The following is a 20,576-nucleotide window of genomic DNA, read 5'->3' on the forward strand; positions in this document are numbered from 1 at the left end:
ACATCATCGTCTTGGTAGGCCTTTACCCTACCAACTAACTAATGCTCCGCACCCCGATCTCTTAGTGGAGCAAATGCTCCTTTAATTTAACTTTTATGCAAAAGTTAAAGGTATCCAGTATTAGCGATAATTTCTCATCGTTATCCTAATCTAAAAGGTACGTTAAGTACGTGTTACTCACCCATTCGCCGCTAAGTTATAAATAACTTCGCCCGACATGCATGTATTAGGCACACAGCCAGCGTTCATCCTGAGCCAGGATCAAACTCTCGAAAAAATTGACTGTCATGTTTTATATCTAGTTTTCAAAGAACTTTTTTGAACTTTTTTTAAAAGTCGCTTAGATATTATAGCAGTAAAATAAAAAAGCAAAATTATTTTTTTATTTTTTTTTGATTTTTAATTTGTAATTTATCGAAAGAATAATTATTCTTCTCTTACATATTTTATATTTATTTATATTATATAAATGAATTTGTGTGAAAAAGTAGTAAAATATTAGCAAACATTAAAAATAATATAAAAGGAGATTCAATGACAAGAAAGTATAAGCTTCTTTCAGTACTTTTTGGTACTTCAAGCTTAACTACACTAATTGCTGCTAGTTGTGGAACTTCGCAGCAAAAGAAAACACCAGGAACAGGCACAGAAACAGCTCAATATCCAACCGACAAAGCTGCTTCTGATAATACTGTTCGTCTAGCAACTGCACAAGGAAAGGTATACCCTTTAATGATTGCTCTTAAGCAACTTGTGCCTTTATATAATCAAACAATGAAAGATCAAGCAGGATATTTACCTGTTGTTTTAGAGACAGCTGATGAAACTAAAGCAAAAAGTGAATATGAACTTGGAACACAAGCTGAAAATTATATCAGAACTAATGATGCAAAACTTGCTAACTTACTCTTAGGTAACAAAACCACTGCATATCAAATTAATTCATATGGTAAGATTTTAGATGTTTCTGATACTTTACCTAACAATTTGTTTCCAACTAAAATCTTAAAGAATCACAACAACTTAGTTGGTGAAGATACATCAGGTGGAAAAATTTATAACCTTCCTTTTGATGTTTCTGATACTAATGGATTTAGTATTAACATCGACTTATTAAACAAAGCATTAGAACTAATGAAAACAGCCGGTGCTACTGTTGTGAGTGAAGGTAAAGTTTTTGAAAAACTTACTGCAAACAAAGACAAAGGAAATAACATCCCTGCTGAATCAGTAATTAACTACTTAAAAGCAAAACCTGGATCACTAACAGGATATATAGTTAATCAAAAAACTTTTGAAGGTGTTGAAAGTTTATTTGAATTTGCAAGAAAATTCTATTCAGCAGTCGAAGTTGATACTGCTAAAGTTGCTACAGCAACAACCGAACTTATTCCATTACAAGCTTTTTCAATTGACTACCAACAAGATGAGTTTTACAAACTTATCAATAATGATTTAAATTATAAAAAACTTTGAGAACTTGAACCTACAACAAATAATCAATTTGACTTGTCTAAAATCAAATACAACTTACCAAGTGATCAAGCAATGAAAGACAAATTTGTTGAAGTATTTAACAAATTTGTAGATAACCATTCAATACAAGTTCAAACCAAGGTAGGTGATAAAGATGTGCCTAAACCTATCTTATTTAGAGATGTAAAATTCGAAAATAACTCAAATGAATGAGCATCATGACATATGAGACAATATCAAACCATTTTTGCTATAGTTGCTTCTGTCGGTCTTGAGCAATCAGTTAATTCGCAAACATCTCGCAATTTCTTTGCTGCTAAAAACCCTGATGCTCCAAAGAAATGAACAACTCGTGATGATGTTTTCTTACAACAACAAATTACTAAAAACAAAGCAGATGATACTAATGCTACCTATTTTGAAGGTGGTTCTAGTTTAATCCCTGTTGCTGTTGGTAGTAAAGAAGATGCTGCTACAAAGATGTTTTTAAACTGATTGTATAACGGTAAAACCACATGAAATAATAAAGAGGTTAATGTTCGTGATTTAATGTCTGAACTTTCTGCATACATCATTCCATTAAACACAGATTTAACTCGTGGAGTAAGTTTTTACAACAATGTGGAATCAGATTTAGATACACAAATTGCTGCAAATGAAACAAAACTAAAAACTTTATCAGATGGTGAAGAAAAAACCAACCTACAAAAAGCAACTGAAGCATTAAAATCACAAGCTAACTATACACACTCAGCTGCATTATCATTCACTTCATTAAAAGAATTTAACGATGGTAATGAAGATTTATTTAGCTTACCAAGTAATCCTAAAACAACAAAGATTAATGCATACATCGCTACACAATTGCTTAATTCAACCCTTGATAAAAATGCAACTAAAGCAAACGGAACAGATGTGTTAAACCATGTTTTAGATTTAATCAGTAAAGAAAACTAATAATACGAAATCATGTGTATACATGATTTTAAATTTTAACTTTTAACTAGTATTAATAAAAAGGACACAAATGAAAAAATATACTAAACTCTTTTCTATTATTTCCCTTGCTTCAGTAGCTCTTGCAGCAAGTTGCTCACAAAGTAAAACAAAACAAACTGAATATCTAACAAACAATGCTGCAAAAGATAAGAAAATTGTTTTTGCCACTGCACAACCTAATTCTTGACCTTTAATGTATGCATTAGAAAAGATGATTCCTCTGTATAACAAAGAAATGAAAGACCAACCTGGGTTTTTACCTGTAGAGTTACAAACAAAGGAAATAACAAAAGCAGATGGCGAATTTGGTTTAGCTACACAAACTGAAAATTATATTAAAAGTAACGATTCCAGACTTGCTAACTTGCTTTTAGGTAGCAAAACCACTGCATATATTATCAATAAATATCAAAAACTTCTTGATACATCAAAAGAACTTCCAATTTCTTTATTTCCTAAGAAAATACTTGAAAATCATACTAGTGTTGTTGGAGAAAAACTAGGTAGCAAATTATTTAACTTACCTTTTGATGTCTCAGATACCAACGGATTTATATTAAACATTGACTTAATGAATAAGATGTTAGACTTAATGCGACAAGCAGGAGCAAATATCGACCGAAATGGAAAACTTTTTGATACCTTAAATGAATATAAAGATAAAGGAAATCACATCCCTGATGAATCAGTAATAAATTTCTTAAAAATAAAACCAGATTCATTAAAAGGTTACGCTATAAATTCTAAAACTTTCCAAGGGGTTGAATCGCTTTTTGAACTAGCACACAAGTTTTATGATTCAGTTGAAATAGATAATGATAAGGTTGCTAAATTCAACAAACCTATTATCCCTTTACAAGTCTTTTCAATCGATTACACATTAGATGAATTTTATAAAGTGCTAAATAATAGACTTAAAGGTAAAAAACTTTGACAACTAAACTCCACAAATGGTCAATATGATCAAAGTAAAATTACTTTTAATTTAGCAACAAATAAGAAGATGCAAGCTGATTTTATCGATGTTTTTAACGAATTTGTTAAAAACAAATTAACTATTGTACAAGCATCAAATGACAAAAATGTTAATGATGTTTTATTTAGAGATGTTAAATTTGAAGGAAAAAGCGAATCAAGTTCTTCACATATGCGTCAATATCAGGTAATTTTCAGCATCTTTGCTTCTGTTTCATATGAATACACATTTAATTCAAAGACTATTAGATATTTTAATAAACCAACTGCTGATGTGTTAGCAAAGTGAACCACAAGCGATGATGTTTATTTACAACAACAAGTTTTAAAAAATAAGGCAGACGATGATTTTGCAACCTATATCGAGGGTGGATCATCATTAGTCCCTATTTCAATTGATAATGGTGGTGATGAAGATAAAGCAACTACTATGTTTATTAATTGACTTTACAATGGAAAAACTACTTGAAATAATAAGGAAATTAATGTCCGTGACTTAATGACACAATTAGCTGCTTATGTTATACCTTTAAATAAGGATTTAGAACGTGGAATCAGTTTTTATGAAAATGCTGAAAAAACCTTAAAGGATGAAATTGATGCTAATGAAGCAAAACTCAAAAATCAACCTAATAAAACCTTAGATGATCAAACTGAAGAACTAAAAACAGAGACACATCACCTTCATTCAGGAGCATTGTCGTTCACATCTTTAAAAGAATTTGTCGATACAGATGTAGCAAAATTATTTGATTTACCAGGTAATGAAACTACCTCAAAAATCGATGCTGTAATTAAGGAATCATTAATAAATTCAACATTAAACAAAAATCCATCTTTTAAAACAGGACAGCAAGTTTTAGATGAAGTTCTACAAATTATTTCAAAAAATCAGTAATAAGATTGCACTATGTGCAATTTTATTTTGCTAATTCTTTTATTTATGATTTTGCATTATAATATAGCAATAATCCATAAGGAGTTATAATGAAAAAGTTACTGAGATTTTTATCAATCGCATCATTAGCAACATCAGCAGTTGCTATTAGTTGTTCAAATGCACAAAAACAAAGAGAAAGTAAAATTCTTTTTGCTACATCACAAGGTGATTATTTTCCTTTGATTATGGGACTAAAGGAAATTATCCCTTTGTATAATCAACAAATGAAAGACCAACCTAATTTTCTTCCTGTGCAACTACTAACTAGCAATGACACCAAAACTAATTCAGAATTAAAATTAGCAGCTCAAAATGCAGAATATATCAAAAACGATGATAGCAAGCTAGCAAACATTTTTTTAGGTAACCAAGCAGGTGCATTTTTAATTAATTCATATAATAAACTTTTGGATGTTTCAAGTGTGTTACCAGTTAGTTATTTTCCAAGCAAACTTGTTACAACTCACACTAATTTAGCTGGCGAAAAAATTAATAATACTCGTATTTATAATCTTCCTTTTGATGTTACTGATATAGATGGTTTTTCTATAAATATCGATTTGTTAAATAAAGCATTTGAATTTTTAAAACAAGCTGGAGCAACTATTGATGAAAATTCAAAAATATATCAATATGCTTTGCAGCACAAGGATTTAGGTAACCAAATACCAAGTAATTCATTAATCAACTACTTAAAAATCAAAGACGATACCAATTTAAAAGGTTATATAATTAATGATGCTACATTTAACGGGATAGAATCACTTTTTGATCTTGCTCGTAAGCTTAAAAGTATATTAGAATTTGATAAATCAAAGGTTGAAACAAGCGATCAAATTGATGATTTAGCGATTTTCACAATCGATGAAAGAGATGATGCATTTTTAAAAGTTTTAAATAACAAACTACAGGGCAAGCGAATTTGGCAACTTCAAAAAACTAATGATAAATATGACTTTTCAAAGGTGAAATACAATCTTGAAGATGCTAACATAAAAAAGGCATTTATAGATACATTTAATGAATTTGTCGCTCTAAATCATAATGAGTATTTAAATAATGCAGTTTTTCAAGATATAAAATTTGAAAACCAAATGGATGAATGAGGTTCATGAGCATTGCGTGATTATAAAGCGATTTTTTCTTTTGTAGCTAATGTAGGTTATGAGCAATCTATGGATAGTCCAATTTCCAGATTTTTTTATTTAAGCAAAGATGATAAAGAAAAATATAAAAAATGAGCTCAAAGAGATGATATTTATTTACAGGAGCAACTTACTAAAAACAGAGCAAATGATGCTTTTTCCACATACATCGAAGGTGGATCAAATTTAATCCCAATTTCAATTGATAATGGAGGAAAACAAGATAATGCAACTTTATTATTTTTAAAATGACTTTATCAAGGAAATGTAAATTATAATGGTGAATACATTAAGGTTACTGATTTATTAGCACAAAAAACTGGTTATATAATCCCACAAAAAAGTCAAATTGAATCTGCATCAGATTGATATGTTCAAAGACAAACTATTTTAACTAATAAATTAAAGTTACTTAAAAATCAACTTAAAACTAATTCAAATAATTCCGATGAAATCCAAAAACAAATTGATAAATTAAGCACAGAAAGCAATTATTTATATGCAGCTGATACAACTTTCAAAGGATTAAAAAACTTTGAAAACAGTAAAAGCGAAGATATTTTTTGAGTTCCTATCGACCAAACAACATCTGCTATTGTCGAAAAAATTCGCTCTTTACTTCTTGATTCTACATTGAAAAAGAATCCAAAAATAATAACAGGAGAACAAGCATATCAAATCATTTTAAATATGATAAAAAACTCATAGTTATTGTCATATTTATTTTTGTTTTTGTATATTTGGTAAAATTTATTTATGAATGGTATAGCAAGTGTAAAAAATCTTGTTTTTGTAAAACAAAAAAAAGAAATTTTAAATATCCCAGAATTATATATTCCTGAAAATAAAATAATATCGATAGTTGGGCCATCAGGAGCAGGCAAAACTACCTTATTAAATTTGTTATCTAAAATTGAAACACCAAAAAGTGCTGAAATCACTCTTTTTAACAATATGCAGACTGCTCAAATAGGTTATATTTTGCAAGAAAACTTTCTTTATGAGGAAATAAGTGTTTTTCATAATATTTATCTAAGCGCAAAAAACTCATTTGTTTGAAGACATGAAAAAAGGTTAGAATTCTTACAAAATTTTGATGCTAAATATTATTTATCACCTTTTTTACAAAAACTTATTAATAAGTATAAAGAAACAAAAAACGAAAAGAAAGAAAGATGATTATTCTATACAATATGACATTTTTTGTTTTTTAAATATATGTTTAAAAACCAAAATGCATTTAAAGTTTTACAAAAAGAATCAAAACTTAAGCAGTTTTTCAAAAAAGACCTAGATTTTATTGCTGATAAAGTAGAAATAAAGCAAATTTTAAAGCAAAAAGCACAAAATATCTCAGGTGGTCAAAAGCAGCGTGTATTAATTGCTAAAGCGATAATTAAAAAGTCTACTTTGATGCTTATGGATGAACCCTTTTCAGCTCTCGATGTTAAGATTAAAGAAAAAACTATTGAATGAATTTTAAAAATCAAGAAAGAATTTAATTTATCAATTATTTTAGTTACTCACGATCAAAATGATGCTTTAAAACTTAGTGATTATATAATGGTAATGAATAATGGCAGAATAGAACAATTCGATACAAAAGATAAAGTGTTAGAAGAACCTGCATCATACTTTGTAGCGCACTTCTTTTGCTCACCAAGATTAAATCTAATCAAAGAGGATGATATATATAAATATTTTGTAAAACCTAAAGATATTCAAATTTCCTTATCGACTGATTCAGAATGAATTGTTAGACAAAAGGAAAATATTGCTGATCTAACAATATATACAATACAAAATCAAGACAAAGAATATGTAGTTTCAAACACAAATTCAACATTGAATATTTTAGATAAAGTAGATGTAAATATACCAGAAAACAAAATAATGAGTTTTAAACATGAAGAAGTTATCGATCAACAAAACTAAATTATCTAATGTTTCACTTGCTTTATTATATATTCTACCTTTGTTAATCCTTGTAATCATCTTTTATATCTACCCCGTAGTGAATTTATTTCATGAATCATTTATAAATTTTCCATCAAAAACTAAGAAAATTTATTATTCTTATGGTTGAGATAATTATCGTCGTGTTATAGAAGATAACGACTTTCAGACAGGATTGAAAAATTCCACCTTTTTGTTTTTTGTACCTACATTTATCTCTTTATTTTTATCTATAATTGTTTCTTATTTAATCAGTTCTTTAACTTTAAAAAGAACTAGAAACTTTTTTTTAAAGTTAATTTATTCACAATTTTTTATTTCTGGTTATACAGTTGGATTAGCCTTTATCTTACTGTTTGGTGAAGAGAACTTGTTTTTTGGTATATTTAACTCGAAACGGAGTTTTCTTTACGGAAATAACTTATTAAGTATTAAATTTTATATGACGCTGTTTCAACTTTGACGATCAATGCCCTTTAATATCATTATTTTTGGTTTTATTTTTAGTCGCATTAATGTTAAATATGCTAAATTAATTAAAATAGATAATCTTAGATTCTGAGATCGACTTAAATATTTATATTATGTTGAATTCCGAAAATACTTTATTTTAGTTACATATACAAACTTAATTTTCTCTTTTTTAATGTATCCTGGTGCTATCATACCTGAAGAACGCATCGTACCAACTGGGGCCCATACACTTACAAGTTATATTTTTTCATTAATTAAACCTTTTGCAGGAACATTATCAGTAGATACAAACAAAGCATATGCAGCAAGTTTACTAGTAATTTTATACTTACTGTTTCTGTTTATAATAAGCTGATTAGGTTTATTTGTATTCAAAAAGACTTTTCAACTTATTATAAAGTATAAAGGAGCAAAAGATGTATAAAAAAGCATTTAAGGAAGCATTAATTATTATTTTAATAGTCATTTTAATCATTATCATCTTATTTCCGATTTATATTTTAATCGTCTCTGCCTTAATGCCTACCGATGATGTGGTTAATAAAAGATTTACTATAAGATTGAGAAAGTTTGATTTTTCTAATTTCAATTTCTTTAGTGATATTCGTTTTTGAAAAGCAGTTGGACTTTCTCTAAGTAGTTCCTTGATGCTTTTATCTATTCGTTTGATAACATACACACTATTTGTCATAGGTATTTCAAAACTCGGAAAAAGATCTAAGAAGGTTATCTTACTTATAATACTTATTTTATCTTTCATCCCTGAATTTGCTATATACTTATCATTAAATAAGGTGCTTAATGAACTGAACATCACAAACAGTTTAACACCTTTATCACTTGTTACAAATGGATTTTTCTCTTACTTTTTTATGTATAATCTACTTATCCATTTTGAAAAGAGTAAACAAAAATATTATAAAGCAATGAAAATTGATAATCTCACATTATGACAGAAAATATATTTAATTTATTGAAAAGAAATGAAAGAAACCTATATTCTCTTGATTATTTTTAGTTTTGTTTCTGTATGAAATGATTATTTATGACCAAATTATATACTTAGCGGAACAAATGATGCAACTGTCGGTATCTGATTTAGACAAATTGGACAAGTCCCTGCTGGAGGAAGTTTGCTAAACATTCAATCTGCTGGGGCATTAGTTGTTATTGCTATACCATTAACAGTTTACTTTATTTTTTCTAAGAAAATTGTTCGTTCTGTTTAAAATACTTTTAAGTCTTTATTATAACTTAAAAGTATTTTATTTATAAATATCAATATTTTGAATGTTTAATGTTTCTATTTTATTTTTCTTTTCTTTCATACCATTTTTATATAATGTAATAATAACCCCATTTATTTGGGTGTTGTTCGAACTTACAACAAATTTTTCTTTTTTACTTCCATCATCATTTATTTTAGCCATTATTTCAGCAGGATTTACACCAATAGCAGAATTAATAGGACCTACCATTCCGGCATCAGTTATATAGACTGTTCCGTTTGGTAAAATATGTGCATCGTTTGTTTGGACATGTGTATGTGTCCCACATATAGCATCAACTTTTCCGTCTACATACAAACCAAAAACATATTTTTCGCTTGTTGTTTCTGCATGAAAATCTATAAAATGAAAATCTGCTTTTTGGAAATTATTTGTTAATTCATCAAAGGATAATAAAAATGAATTAGCATATTGTTCTTGTCAAGGCTTAAACAGTTCGTTAAAACTTACTCCCATAAAAGAAGAAACTCTTAATGTTGAACCATTTATACTAAAAACCTTTGATCCAAATCCCTCATATTCATAATTAACATTAAAAGGTCTCACTATATCTGCTTTATTAATAATTTGCAATATACTTTCATCAGCTCAAACATGATTTCCCATTGTAAAACAATCAATTCCTGCTTTTTTTAAGCGATAATAATCTTCCACCGACAAACCTTTACGTCCTGTTACATTTTCTCCTTGTGCAATGACAAAATCAATATTGTGTTCTTTTTTTATCTTATATAAATATTTTTCAACAGTTATAATACCTGGTAACCCAAAAACATCACCTAAAAACAAGATTCTGATACTCATAATACATATATTATAAATGTTTATAAAAATAAGTAAGGCTAATGCTTACTATATTCTTGAACTTGACTTAGGATTTCATCATATATATCAGAATGTGTTAATAAATAATCACGTAGGTTTTTCTTACCCTGAGCAACATTTTGTCCTTGATATCCATATCAAGCACCCTTTTTATCAAGTATATCTTTTTCAGTCGCCATATCAATTACTTCACCAATTTTATCAATTCCTTTATCGAAGTAAAATTCACTTTGTCCACTACGATATGGTGGTGCAATTTTGTTTTTAACAACTTTAAATTTAATTTCAGCACCTATAACTTCTTTATCTTCAATAATTTGTTGTCCCTTACGAACTTCTACACGAATGCTTGAATAGAATTTCAACGCACGACCACCTGGTGTTGTTTCTGGATTACCAAAAATTACCCCAACTTTTTCGCGGATTTGATTAATAAAAATAATAGTAGTTTTATTTTTATTAAGATTTCCTGTTATTTTTCTTAATGCCTTTGACATTAAGCGGGCTTGAGCACCAATTTGTTGATCTGTCATTTCTCCGTTCAATTCTGCTTCTGGAACTAATGCTGCTACTGAATCGACTATTATTAAATCAATATTACCTGTTTTTGCTAAAATATCGACTATTTCTAGTGCTTGCTCACCACTATCAGGTTGCGATAGTATTAAATTATTAACATCTACACCTATTTTTTGAGCAAATAATGGATCTATTGAATGTTCTGCATCGATAAATGCCGCAACTCCACCTTGTCTTTGAATCTCTGCTACTGCATGTAATGATAAAGTTGTTTTACCACAACTTTCAGGTCCATAAATCTCTATGATACGCCCTTTTGGATAACCACCACCAAGTAAATTATCTAGTGTTATGCTGCCACTACTGAATGTTTCTACTGCTAATTCAGGAACATCTCCTAAAAGCATAATAGATTCTTTACCAAACTTCTTTTCGATTTGATTTATTGTTGTAGTTATAATGTCTTTATTGTTTTCCATTTCACCTCCAATATTATAATAAAATATTCAATAATACGGACCAATAAAGAACAAAATACAAACTATTTCACTGTATTTATCAATGTATATCTCATTTCTCTACCACCATATTCTTCTTCAAAAACAACTTTTGTAGCAGGTGATGGCGAAACATTCGGATCTGCTCATATTCTTGTGCTATTTACATATTTTTTTAAATCAAAATCTTCTAATTTTTGTTTACTTAATAGCAATTTTGGATATGTATAAATATATTCACTTAATTTTTTTCTTGTTATTGTCTTTTTACCACCTTTTTCAGTAGTTTCTATTTCAAAAGAAAGGATATATCCTTGTTTTGTTAACATAAATATTCTTTCTTCATAATGATATGTTGGTTTTTTTATAGAAACTTTTACATCATTTGCAATACTAAATAATTTTTTCTTAGGGAAAAATGATGGTGGGATTTTTGATAAATCATTGCATTTAAGTTCACCCTCATCCTCACATTCATCGTCATCTTCATCAACATCAGAAGCTTTGCTATTTTCTCCCTCCATATCCTCATCTTTTTCATCGGATTCTTGTATTTTTTTAGAGTCTTCTGGTTTTTTCAGTTCTTCTTCTTTTTGTTTTTTTTCTTCTTCCTCTAGTTGATTATTATCTTTTTGATTTTCATTTTGTTCATCTTTCTCTTTATCATCATCATCTGTTTTTTGGGTTTTTGGTTCATTGAATGAGTTCTTTAGTTTCTCTAACAAACTTTGATTTTGTGTTTTTTCATCTTTTTTAGGTTCAATATAATTTTCTTCTTTTGGTTTTTCTACAATCTCTTTATTTTCTTGCTTATCATCTACTATTTCTTTCTTTTCTTTAGGTATTTCTCGTTCTAATGGTTCTTCAATTTCATAAAAATTATATCTTTGCACAACAAAATCAATTATCTCATTATTATCTGCTATAAAATAATCTTTATAAATCTTTTGTTTAGTCTCTGCATCATCAACAACATCTGCTTTAACAAATTCATCTGTTGCGATATTTGGTGACTGCATAAATTTAAATTTATCTAAATTAAATAACAAAAACAATCAATTCTCTTCGAACAACACCCTTTTTTCATCTTCTGCTTTTTCTGTTGTAAAATTTCTTTTAGTCTTAAATGTTTTATAGTCAAAAGAACCTTTGTCATAGGAAGAAATGAAATTATTTGAGTATCTTAATCAAGTTTTTAAAGAAGTTAAATACTCTTGTGCATTAATACTCTTTTGCTTTTTAATATACTTTTGAATATCTTCATTATTATCATACAATTTGTGTAAAATTTCTTGGATATAGCCGTTTTTTATAAAGTTATCTCATTTATCATTTTCTGCATTTACAGAATTATTTACTAAGAAACTAACTTCATTTTGCTGTGGCTTAGAACAAGAAATAGCAGCAAGCACTGGCATAATAAATAATCCTAAACTTATAGTTTTTCTAACTCATTTTTTCATTCTTTCAAACTCCAAACATAAATGCAGGTTCACCATATTTTTGTTTTTTCACCATTACATCTTCAAATTCTGGATATGCATTAGGATATTGATGTATAAATAATGTGTGAACAACTGATGAAACTAGCGGAAGTGAAATGGTATTTGCTTTTGAACTACCAAAATATCAATTCATTGCTTTCATAGATAATTTAGGATTTTCAGTATCTAGATTTTCTATTAAAATTCTGAAAACCATCTTTCCTTTACTAATATAATAGATAACACTATTTCGAAATTCTACGCTTTCAATTCCTTGAATCTTATTATCTAAATAATTGTCATAAAATCTAAATGGTGGATATGAAATTTTTGAATCAATTGATTTTTTGTATTCTGAACTTGCTGTTTTCCCATTTTGCAGTCCATCATAGACATATTCGATAAATTCAAAATCGAATTTGTTTATATTTGTGAAAAAATAATATCAATTTTGGGAGAATATTTCATTTTGTTTTATCGCAAAATCTCTAAAATGAACTCTTATATCAGATAATTGTTTTATTTTATTTACGAGTTGTGATTCTTTTTCAATTATTTGTTTACTGTTTATTTTAGGTGTGAATTTTAGTTCCTTTAAATCTGTTTCGATATCATCTATTTCATCTTCTATATTACTTAACTGTTCTTTATATTTTTGTAATAATTTATTATATTCCTGTGACATAGTCAAAAAAGTCTTTTCAATTTCATCTTTACTTTGCTTTTGGTTATTTATAAATTCAAGTTTTTTAACCTCTGAACCTTTAAACAGATCATTTAAAATATCATTAATAATAGCATCTGTTTTCTTTTGTTTAATGTCATAAGGATTTGAACTTATATCTTCTTCGTTTGATATCAAAGCACTTAGTTTTTCGCCTTGTGAATAATTGGTGCAAGAAACAGATATCAAAGGAACTAAAAATAATGAATTTAAAAATATTTTTTTAACTTTCATCACTGTCTCCCAGACTAAAACGAGAAATATAATTATATTTGTGGTTTAGATTGTATTCATAAATGCTTCGATGTAGCATTTCTGAATAATTTTCTCTTTCGAATAATTTTGCAAAATTTTGGTCTGTAAATTTTGCAAAAACTTCTTTTTTTATTTGTGCATCTGTTTTATTTTCATCTTCATCTATTATCTTTTTTTGGTAATTAAATAAACTATCAAGTGATTTTTTATATGCATCTTTTCAACTTTGGATAAATACATCATAAACTTCATTGAATGTCCCTAAAACTCTTGTGGTTAATATTTCAGGTAATATAAAAATATGCTTTTGCGGTTGGTTATTGACTTGTTTTTTATATACAAAAACAGTCATAATTGAGCCATCGGTAAGTTCTATAAATAATATTTTTGTATCTATATATTTATTTAACTCAGATGCTGCTTCTTTGTATTCATCTGGTATCAAATTAATGAATCTTTGTTCATAAATTTTCTTAATTTTGAATTTATTTATTTTATACAAAAGCGAATCAGTATTTTTTACTTCATCATCTTTGTTTTTAATCATTAACTTTTCAAACAACAAATCCATTATATTTGTTGTTTGATTATTTAAATAATCACGATCATCTTTGAAATTTTCACCATATGGGTTATAAATAAAAGTGAATTTATTAATATTATTTAAATACCAAAACCAATTTTCATTTAACAATTTTGTTAAAACATTTATACCTTTTTTAGCATATTTACCAGTCAATTCACTTCGATCTTTCGAATTTACATAAATAAATAAAGGTGCATATGTTAAAGCAGATGATATATCTGATAAATAACCATTGTTTATTGAATTTTGTTCATTATAAAATTCGTTTTTAACTTGCTCGCTTGTGCTTTCATCAAAATAGTAACTATTAGCAATTGTTAATAAATCATCATTTTGATGAACTTGCTTTACTAAATAATTTCTGTAATCCACTTTACTTTCTTGTTTATTTGTATACGAGTTTATAAATTCGCTTTTGTTAGAGTTTATACTAACAAAAGCAGATACAAGTGATATCGCTGCTACACCCAAAACACTTGCTGATGTTATTAGACTAATTTTTAATCACTTTTTCATAAAAAACCTCTTCTAAATTATTTTCATTTGATCCAGAATACAAAATTTTGCCTTGATGAATCAGTGTAAATGAATCTACATATTTTTTAATTTCACTCAATATATGCGAACTTATAAAAATAGTTGTTCCGTTTTGGTGCAATTCTTTTAGTATTTTGAATAATTGATATCGTGCTGTTGGGTCTAAATTAGCAGCAGGTTCATCTAAAATTAATAATTCTGGATCATTCAGTAATGCTTGAATTAATAGAACTTTTTTCTTTTGACCTGATGAAAAATAAAAAGGTTTTTTGTTTTTTAGATCTAAAATACCGAAGTTTTCTAGCATCTGATCGATTTTTTGTAACAATTTTTCTTTTTCAGTTGCTTGTTTTAAATTTAACATCCCTAAATACTTTAAATATTCAAATGTAGTAATTTCTTTAGGGAATATAGTGTTTTCAGGAACATATCCTAATCTTTGTCTACTATCTGGTTTTTTAATGCTTATTCCATTTATTAAAACATCTCCTTGATAATTTATATATGATCCAATAATAGTTTTTATTGTTGTTGTTTTCCCTGCTCCGTTTTCTCCTATAAAAGCATGAAAACTTCCGGTTTTTACATCAAAATTTAAATCAAAAATACCAGTATTCTTCTTTTTTGAATAAAATTTACTTAAATTTCTAACTTCTAGAATATTCATTATTTATAATCCTTACGATAATATAATTTGTTATTTACTAATACCAATGCTGCTGATAAAATAATTCAAATCAAAAAGTAAATATTTTTTTCAACTACCTTTATATTTGTTCGACTTAGCTCATAAACATCTTCAACTGGTGTAAATAAATAATTGTTAGATTTGTTTAAATCATAGCGAATAATTATTTTTGAATTGTTTTTATCACCTGATACTTCTTGTTTTGCTACATAATCAGAATATCCACCTATATTGTAGTCAAAACCATCTATATTAATTGTATATGTATCAGGATCATAATTATTATTAATATCATTATGTAAAATTGCATCAAAAAGTTTTGTGTCTAAATAAGAAAAATATCCATAATAAATCAATGCAACTGCTAAATAAATTTTCTTTTCTGTCAAACTCTTTATTAACTTGTTTTTTAAAGAACTTGGATCCAATACAACACTCTGAGTTTGTAATCTTAATAAATGACTATTTTCACTATTTAATGCATCTGAAAGATATTTAAAATAGATATCCTTGCTTTCAAGTTGCTGTGTATTTTGTGTTTTATTAAGCACTTGTTGATAAAATTTCTGTGCATAATCATCAAATGCCAAATCTGATAAAAGTTCCTTAATATATTTTCACTTTAGTTCACCTACAATATTTTGCGAAGAGTTATAAACAAATTTATCTTCCGGAAATTCAGTCTTAAAAGTATCAGCACCATCTCTTGCATAAATAATATTGGTATTAATTAAATTATTGAATATAGTTTGATTTTTAAGTGCTGTAGGCACCAAAAATGCATTTTTATTTACTATAACAGCAGGTTGAATAATTTGAGAATCAGGATTTTTAACTTCAGATGTGCTTTTTAACTTATCAGTTACACTATATTGTTTTAGATTAGATTTAGGTAAAAGAATATAATTATAGATATAAGAATCCTTGTTTTTATAAAACAAGTATTTGGATAAATTGCTGTCTTGTTCATCTGAAAATGCATTAAAAATATTAGCATTATTAATATTAAATATATCCAGCATTTGATAAGGTGTAATTAAATATGAATATATTTGTCAATCTCTAGCAGATGCTTTTGAAGTAGCAAAAGCTTTATCAAGAAATTCTTTTTGATTTTTATTGAATTCTGAACTCTCATATCCATTAGGAACTATGTAATATTTATCATATCCATTGTTTAAATAGAATTTTTCTGCATTTACTCTATTTCCTGATAAATGATTCTGATATGGTAAATTTAAATAATATGCATAATTATTTGCTGTTGAAGTGCTTTTGGCAGCAATTATGCTTCCACCTATTGCTAGCGGACTAAAAAGCAAAATAGGTAGTGTTATAGCGACTTTTGTGTTGATTTTGTAAGCAATCAAAGATGTGAATGTTCCAAATAAAATGTATGCTAGAAAGAATGTAGCAAGACTTATAAAGATTAAATATCACATAATTACTAATAGTTTTAAACTTGCCAGAATAAATATATTAGAGAATATAATTATAACAGCTCAATATAGTCCAAAAACTATATTAGAAAATGTTTTTGCTCATATAATGCTTTTTCTCGAAATAGATTTTGATAAAGTAAGTAATTCTATCCCTTCTTCTTCTAAATCTTTATATATATTAATAGTTTTTATTGCTGAAAAGAAAACTGTAATTAATAATTCAACAAAGATTACTATATAAAAGGATAACATTTTTTGTTTTGTATTTATATTTAGTTGACTAAATACTATTGAACTTATTATTGAAATTATAATCCATATAATGGGTACTATAATTGTGTTCTTTTTCTTCAAAATTAATTTATGTATAAAAAATACATAATAGAAAAACTTTTTCATTTGTCTCCTTATATTACTTAATAGTAATATATTAATATTATAGTATAGTAATATAAAAAAGCAAATTATTTTTAATTTTATGTTTTTCTTGCTTTTTTACTTTCACACAAGCATAAAAAACATGAAAAAAACTACATATAAATTTATGTAGTCTTATTTTTCTTTGTATAAGCAATAATTTTTTGAATTAATTCTTCTTTTTCCATATCAGCATAACCAAAAATATTTAATTTTTCTCCTATTTTATGAAGCTGGCTAAGTGGCAATCTAATAAGTTTTTTATATTCTTCGCTTTCTTGTGGTTTCGGTTCTTGTGGTTGCTGTGTTTGCTGTGGATTTTGATTAGTAAATCCAAAAGGCGAAACAAAAGGATTATTACTTTGGTTTTGACTTGCATTTTGCATAAATTCTTTTAATGCCTTAGTTTGTAAGATAATAATAAATGTTTTTCTTATTCGACTTACTTCTCTTTGAACCAAAACAAACAATAACAAATAAATAAATAAAATAATTATCGATACAATAAATTTAAATAATATAATAGGATTTCCTTGCAAACCCTTGTAATTACTTGGAGTAAATAAGAAAATAGCTAATGTTATTATGTTGTATAAACTAATTAATCAATTAAATAACAATGCTCCATTAGATAAATAACCATAATTTTTTTCTTTCGTTGACCTTTGAACTGACATTACAAAAAAGATAATAGTTGAAGCAGAAAACACTAATGAAAAAAATGTAGTTGTAATATCTTGTTTATATATAGAAGTAGCAGCACCTTGAATATCTTTTATTTGTTCATTTGGTTCAACAGTTTTATTGATTGTTTGATATAAATCTACATAAGAATTATAATTAAGACCTACAAATATAATTTGTGCTAAATATAAAGCAGTTAATACAGATAAAAGTCCGATAAAACTAAAAACTCAAATATTAAAATAGTTTTTGTATTTATCTCAAAGACTCTGTGTATCAGCAAATTGTTCGTTATAATACTTCTTCATTTTGTCCTTTCTTTGCTTCATATATTTTAATAAATTCATCAAAATCTAAATTAGCTACATCAAATTTTGAGTCTGGTTTGCTATAAAATTCTAGATATTTTTTGGTTATCGGATGCTCAAATTCTAATTTATATGCATGCAGTCTTTGACCCTTATCATCAACTGATTTACCATACAAAGGATCCCCATAAACAGGATTTCCTATATGTTTTAAATGAACCCTGATTTGGTGAGTTCTGCCTGTTTCTAATTCGCATTTAACTAATGTTTTAGGTAAATAATCAATATAAAAACTCTTAATCATTGTAATATGAGTTATAGCAGGTTTGGAATTTATATTTGTAATAGTCATCCTTTGTCTATCGATGTTCGAACGACCTATTGGTAGGTTTAAAAGTAACTTTTTATCTTCTATTATCCCATCGCATATTGCTAAATATTTACGATTTATTTGATGTTTTGCAAACTTCTCGGATAATAACTGGTGTACTAAATTATTTTTAGCAATTATTAATAAACCACTAGTATCCTTATCAATTCGATGCACTATCCCTGGACGCAATAATCCATTTTCATTAGATAAATTGTTTTTAAAATGATACAAAAGTCCGTTTACCAGTGTTCCACTAGTATGTCCAGGTGATGGATGCACCACAAGTCCACTAGGTTTATTAATTACTGATATATATTCATCATCATATATTATATTTAAATCCATTTTTTCAGGTTGAACATGAATTTCTTTATCTAAAACTTTCTGTATTTCTATGTTTTGCCCAACTGAAACAACAAATTTAGGTTTATTTACTAAAATTCCATCTACTCAAACTACTTTTTGTGCAATCAATTCTTTTATATCATTTCGAGAAATATTAGAATTATTTGCTATATATTTATCAATCCTCTCTGTATATTTGACTGTTAAATGTAACATTTTCAAATTATACCAAATTTAAAAAAGTCACACGAAAATATTGTCTTAATGTATAATTGAATTATGTTAGGATTTTTAGAAAAAAGAATGCAAAAGGCACTTGAAAAAGTGCAAAAAAAAGTTACCTTAAACGAAGAAGATATTTTGGTAATCATGCGCGACATCAAAATGGCACTTTTAGAAGCTGATGTTAACTTGCAAGTAGTCAAAGAATTTATTTCTAAGGTTAAAGAAAAAGCTTTAGAAGAAAAAATTGTCGGTAAACTTAACCCATCGCAACACTTCATCAAAATATTGCATAATGAACTTGTTGAAATACTTGGTTCAAAAGTAAAAGAAATTCAAATTAGCAAGCGACCTTATATAATAATGATGTGTGGTTTGCAAGGATCTGGTAAAACAACTGCAACAGCAAAACTCGCTTACTGATTCCGTAAGAAGAAAATGGTGACTAAACCATTAGTTATAGCTGCCGATATTTATCGTCCTGCTGCTGTTGAACAACTTGTGACATTAGCAAAAGGTATTCAAGTAGATTTTTATGAAGAAGGTATAAATAACAGTGTAGATAATATTGTTTCCACAGCAATGGCAGTAGCAAAAGAAAATCAAAATGATTTAATCATCATCGATACCGCAGGTCGTTTATCAATTGATGAAAAATTAATGGATGAATTAAAAAGATTAAAAAAGATTGCAAATCCAGATGAAATATTCTTTGTAACAGATGCTTTAAGTGGACAAGATGTTATTAATGTTGCAAAAACCTTTAATGAGGCATTAAAACTTACTGGGACTATAATTACTAAACTTGATTCTGATGCTCGTGGTGGTGCAGCATTAAGTTTAAGATATATCTTAAACCTACCGATTCGTTTTATCGGAACTGGTGAAAAAACATCTAATTTAGACTTGTTCTATCCTGAACGTATGGCTGATAGAATTTTAGGTATGGGTGATGTTATGTCTTTAATCGAAAAAGCCCAAGATGTAATTGATGAAGATAAAGCAACTAAAATGTTTCATAAAATGATTACAGGTGATTTTGGTTTAGATGATCTTCTTGAGCAAATTAACCAGGTAAAAAACCTCGGTAAATTTTCTAAAATATTAAAAATGCTCCCCGGAAACCTTGCATCCAAAGTAGATGAAAGTCAAATAGAAAAAGCAGAAGAAAAGATGTATGTTTATCAAATTTTGATATCTTCTATGACAAAAAGAGAGCGTCAAAATCCAAAACTTTTAAAACAAGTTTCACGGAAAGAACGTGTATTAAAAGGTAGCGGTCGCTCTCCTCAAGAATTTAACAAACTTATTTCTGACTACGAAGCAATGGTAAAACGTATGACAGAAATGGCAAAATCACTTAAAAACGGAGGAGGATTGGGAGGATTAGGTGGAGGTTTTGGTTTCTAAAAAGTA

At 27.4% G+C, this 20,576-nt stretch carries 16 protein-coding genes and 1 rRNA gene; 7 read left to right on the forward strand and 10 right to left on the reverse strand.

Annotated features, from left to right (window positions below; all coding sequences use genetic code 4):
• Window positions 1-277, reverse strand: a 16S ribosomal RNA gene (locus ACXYRP_RS03445); the annotation flags it as partial.
• A gap of 257 nt (window positions 278-534) precedes the next feature.
• On the opposite strand from ACXYRP_RS03445, the gene ACXYRP_RS03450 reads away from it, so the two are divergent.
• The 6 genes from ACXYRP_RS03450 to ACXYRP_RS03475 all read left to right on the forward strand — a co-directional run bounded on the left by ACXYRP_RS03450 (window position 535) and on the right by ACXYRP_RS03475 (window position 9,194).
• Window positions 535-2,433 (forward strand): P68 family surface lipoprotein, encoded by a 1,899-nt coding sequence (locus tag ACXYRP_RS03450; RefSeq protein ID WP_458615226.1) that lies wholly within the window; start codon window positions 535-537, stop codon window positions 2,431-2,433.
• Window positions 2,434-2,503: 70 nt separating this feature from the next.
• Window positions 2,504-4,348, forward strand: coding sequence for a P68 family surface lipoprotein (locus ACXYRP_RS03455; RefSeq protein WP_458597691.1), 1,845 nt, complete (start codon window positions 2,504-2,506; stop codon window positions 4,346-4,348).
• Window positions 4,349-4,437: 89 nt separating this feature from the next.
• A complete protein-coding gene (locus ACXYRP_RS03460; protein ID WP_458597693.1) occupies window positions 4,438-6,243 on the forward strand; it encodes a P68 family surface lipoprotein in 1,806 nt (601 codons plus the stop codon).
• Window positions 6,244-6,291: 48 nt separating this feature from the next.
• The gene (locus ACXYRP_RS03465; RefSeq protein WP_458597695.1) at window positions 6,292-7,470 is read left to right on the forward strand and encodes an ATP-binding cassette domain-containing protein; all 1,179 of its coding nucleotides are present in this window, start codon (window positions 6,292-6,294) and stop codon (window positions 7,468-7,470) included.
• The gene (locus ACXYRP_RS03470) at window positions 7,442-8,389 is read left to right on the forward strand and encodes a hypothetical protein (RefSeq protein WP_458597697.1); all 948 of its coding nucleotides are present in this window, start codon (window positions 7,442-7,444) and stop codon (window positions 8,387-8,389) included. Before ACXYRP_RS03465 ends, ACXYRP_RS03470 begins: the two co-directional genes overlap by 29 nt.
• Entirely contained in the window at window positions 8,382-9,194 is an 813-nt protein-coding gene (locus ACXYRP_RS03475; protein WP_458597699.1) for an ABC transporter permease subunit, read from the forward strand. Before ACXYRP_RS03470 ends, ACXYRP_RS03475 begins: the two co-directional genes overlap by 8 nt.
• A gap of 36 nt (window positions 9,195-9,230) precedes the next feature.
• Here ACXYRP_RS03475 and ACXYRP_RS03480 read toward each other — a convergent pair whose 3' ends face one another.
• The 9 genes from ACXYRP_RS03480 to ACXYRP_RS03520 form a co-directional block, all read right to left on the reverse strand.
• A complete protein-coding gene (locus tag ACXYRP_RS03480) occupies window positions 9,231-10,058 on the reverse strand; it encodes a TIGR00282 family metallophosphoesterase (RefSeq protein WP_458597701.1) in 828 nt (275 codons plus the stop codon).
• Between the two features lie 38 nt (window positions 10,059-10,096).
• Window positions 10,097-11,077, reverse strand: coding sequence for a recombinase RecA (gene recA / locus ACXYRP_RS03485; protein ID WP_458597703.1), 981 nt, complete (start codon window positions 11,075-11,077; stop codon window positions 10,097-10,099).
• A gap of 62 nt (window positions 11,078-11,139) precedes the next feature.
• Window positions 11,140-12,558 (reverse strand): aromatic motif membrane protein, encoded by a 1,419-nt coding sequence (locus tag ACXYRP_RS03490; RefSeq protein WP_458597705.1) that lies wholly within the window; start codon window positions 12,556-12,558, stop codon window positions 11,140-11,142.
• A complete protein-coding gene (locus ACXYRP_RS03495; protein ID WP_458597707.1) occupies window positions 12,542-13,537 on the reverse strand; it encodes an aromatic motif membrane protein in 996 nt (331 codons plus the stop codon). The genes ACXYRP_RS03490 and ACXYRP_RS03495 overlap by 17 nt, the downstream gene beginning before the upstream one ends.
• Window positions 13,527-14,660, reverse strand: coding sequence for an aromatic motif membrane protein (locus ACXYRP_RS03500; RefSeq protein ID WP_458597709.1), 1,134 nt, complete (start codon window positions 14,658-14,660; stop codon window positions 13,527-13,529). The genes ACXYRP_RS03495 and ACXYRP_RS03500 overlap by 11 nt, the downstream gene beginning before the upstream one ends.
• Window positions 14,638-15,348, reverse strand: coding sequence for an ABC transporter ATP-binding protein (locus tag ACXYRP_RS03505; RefSeq protein ID WP_458597711.1), 711 nt, complete (start codon window positions 15,346-15,348; stop codon window positions 14,638-14,640). The genes ACXYRP_RS03500 and ACXYRP_RS03505 overlap by 23 nt, the downstream gene beginning before the upstream one ends.
• Window positions 15,348-17,063 carry an ABC-2 transporter permease gene (locus ACXYRP_RS03510; protein WP_458597713.1) on the reverse strand — a complete coding sequence of 572 codons (1,716 nt, stop codon included), beginning with the start codon at window positions 17,061-17,063 and terminating at the stop codon, window positions 15,348-15,350. The genes ACXYRP_RS03505 and ACXYRP_RS03510 overlap by 1 nt, the downstream gene beginning before the upstream one ends.
• 290 nt (window positions 17,064-17,353) lie before the next feature.
• Entirely contained in the window at window positions 17,354-18,220 is an 867-nt protein-coding gene (locus ACXYRP_RS03515) for a hypothetical protein (RefSeq protein WP_458615227.1), read from the reverse strand.
• Entirely contained in the window at window positions 18,204-19,154 is a 951-nt protein-coding gene (locus ACXYRP_RS03520; RefSeq protein WP_458614011.1) for an RluA family pseudouridine synthase, read from the reverse strand. The genes ACXYRP_RS03515 and ACXYRP_RS03520 overlap by 17 nt, the downstream gene beginning before the upstream one ends.
• Before the next feature lie 63 nt (window positions 19,155-19,217).
• Here ACXYRP_RS03520 and ffh point away from each other — a divergent pair, with 63 nt between their 5' ends.
• Window positions 19,218-20,570: a signal recognition particle protein gene (ffh, locus tag ACXYRP_RS03525; RefSeq protein WP_458597719.1), complete on the forward strand. Its 1,353-nt coding sequence runs from the start codon at window positions 19,218-19,220 to the stop codon at window positions 20,568-20,570.
• Window positions 20,571-20,576 lie beyond the last annotated feature (6 nt).

This window comes from Mycoplasma sp. 5912 (genome assembly GCF_054353835.1).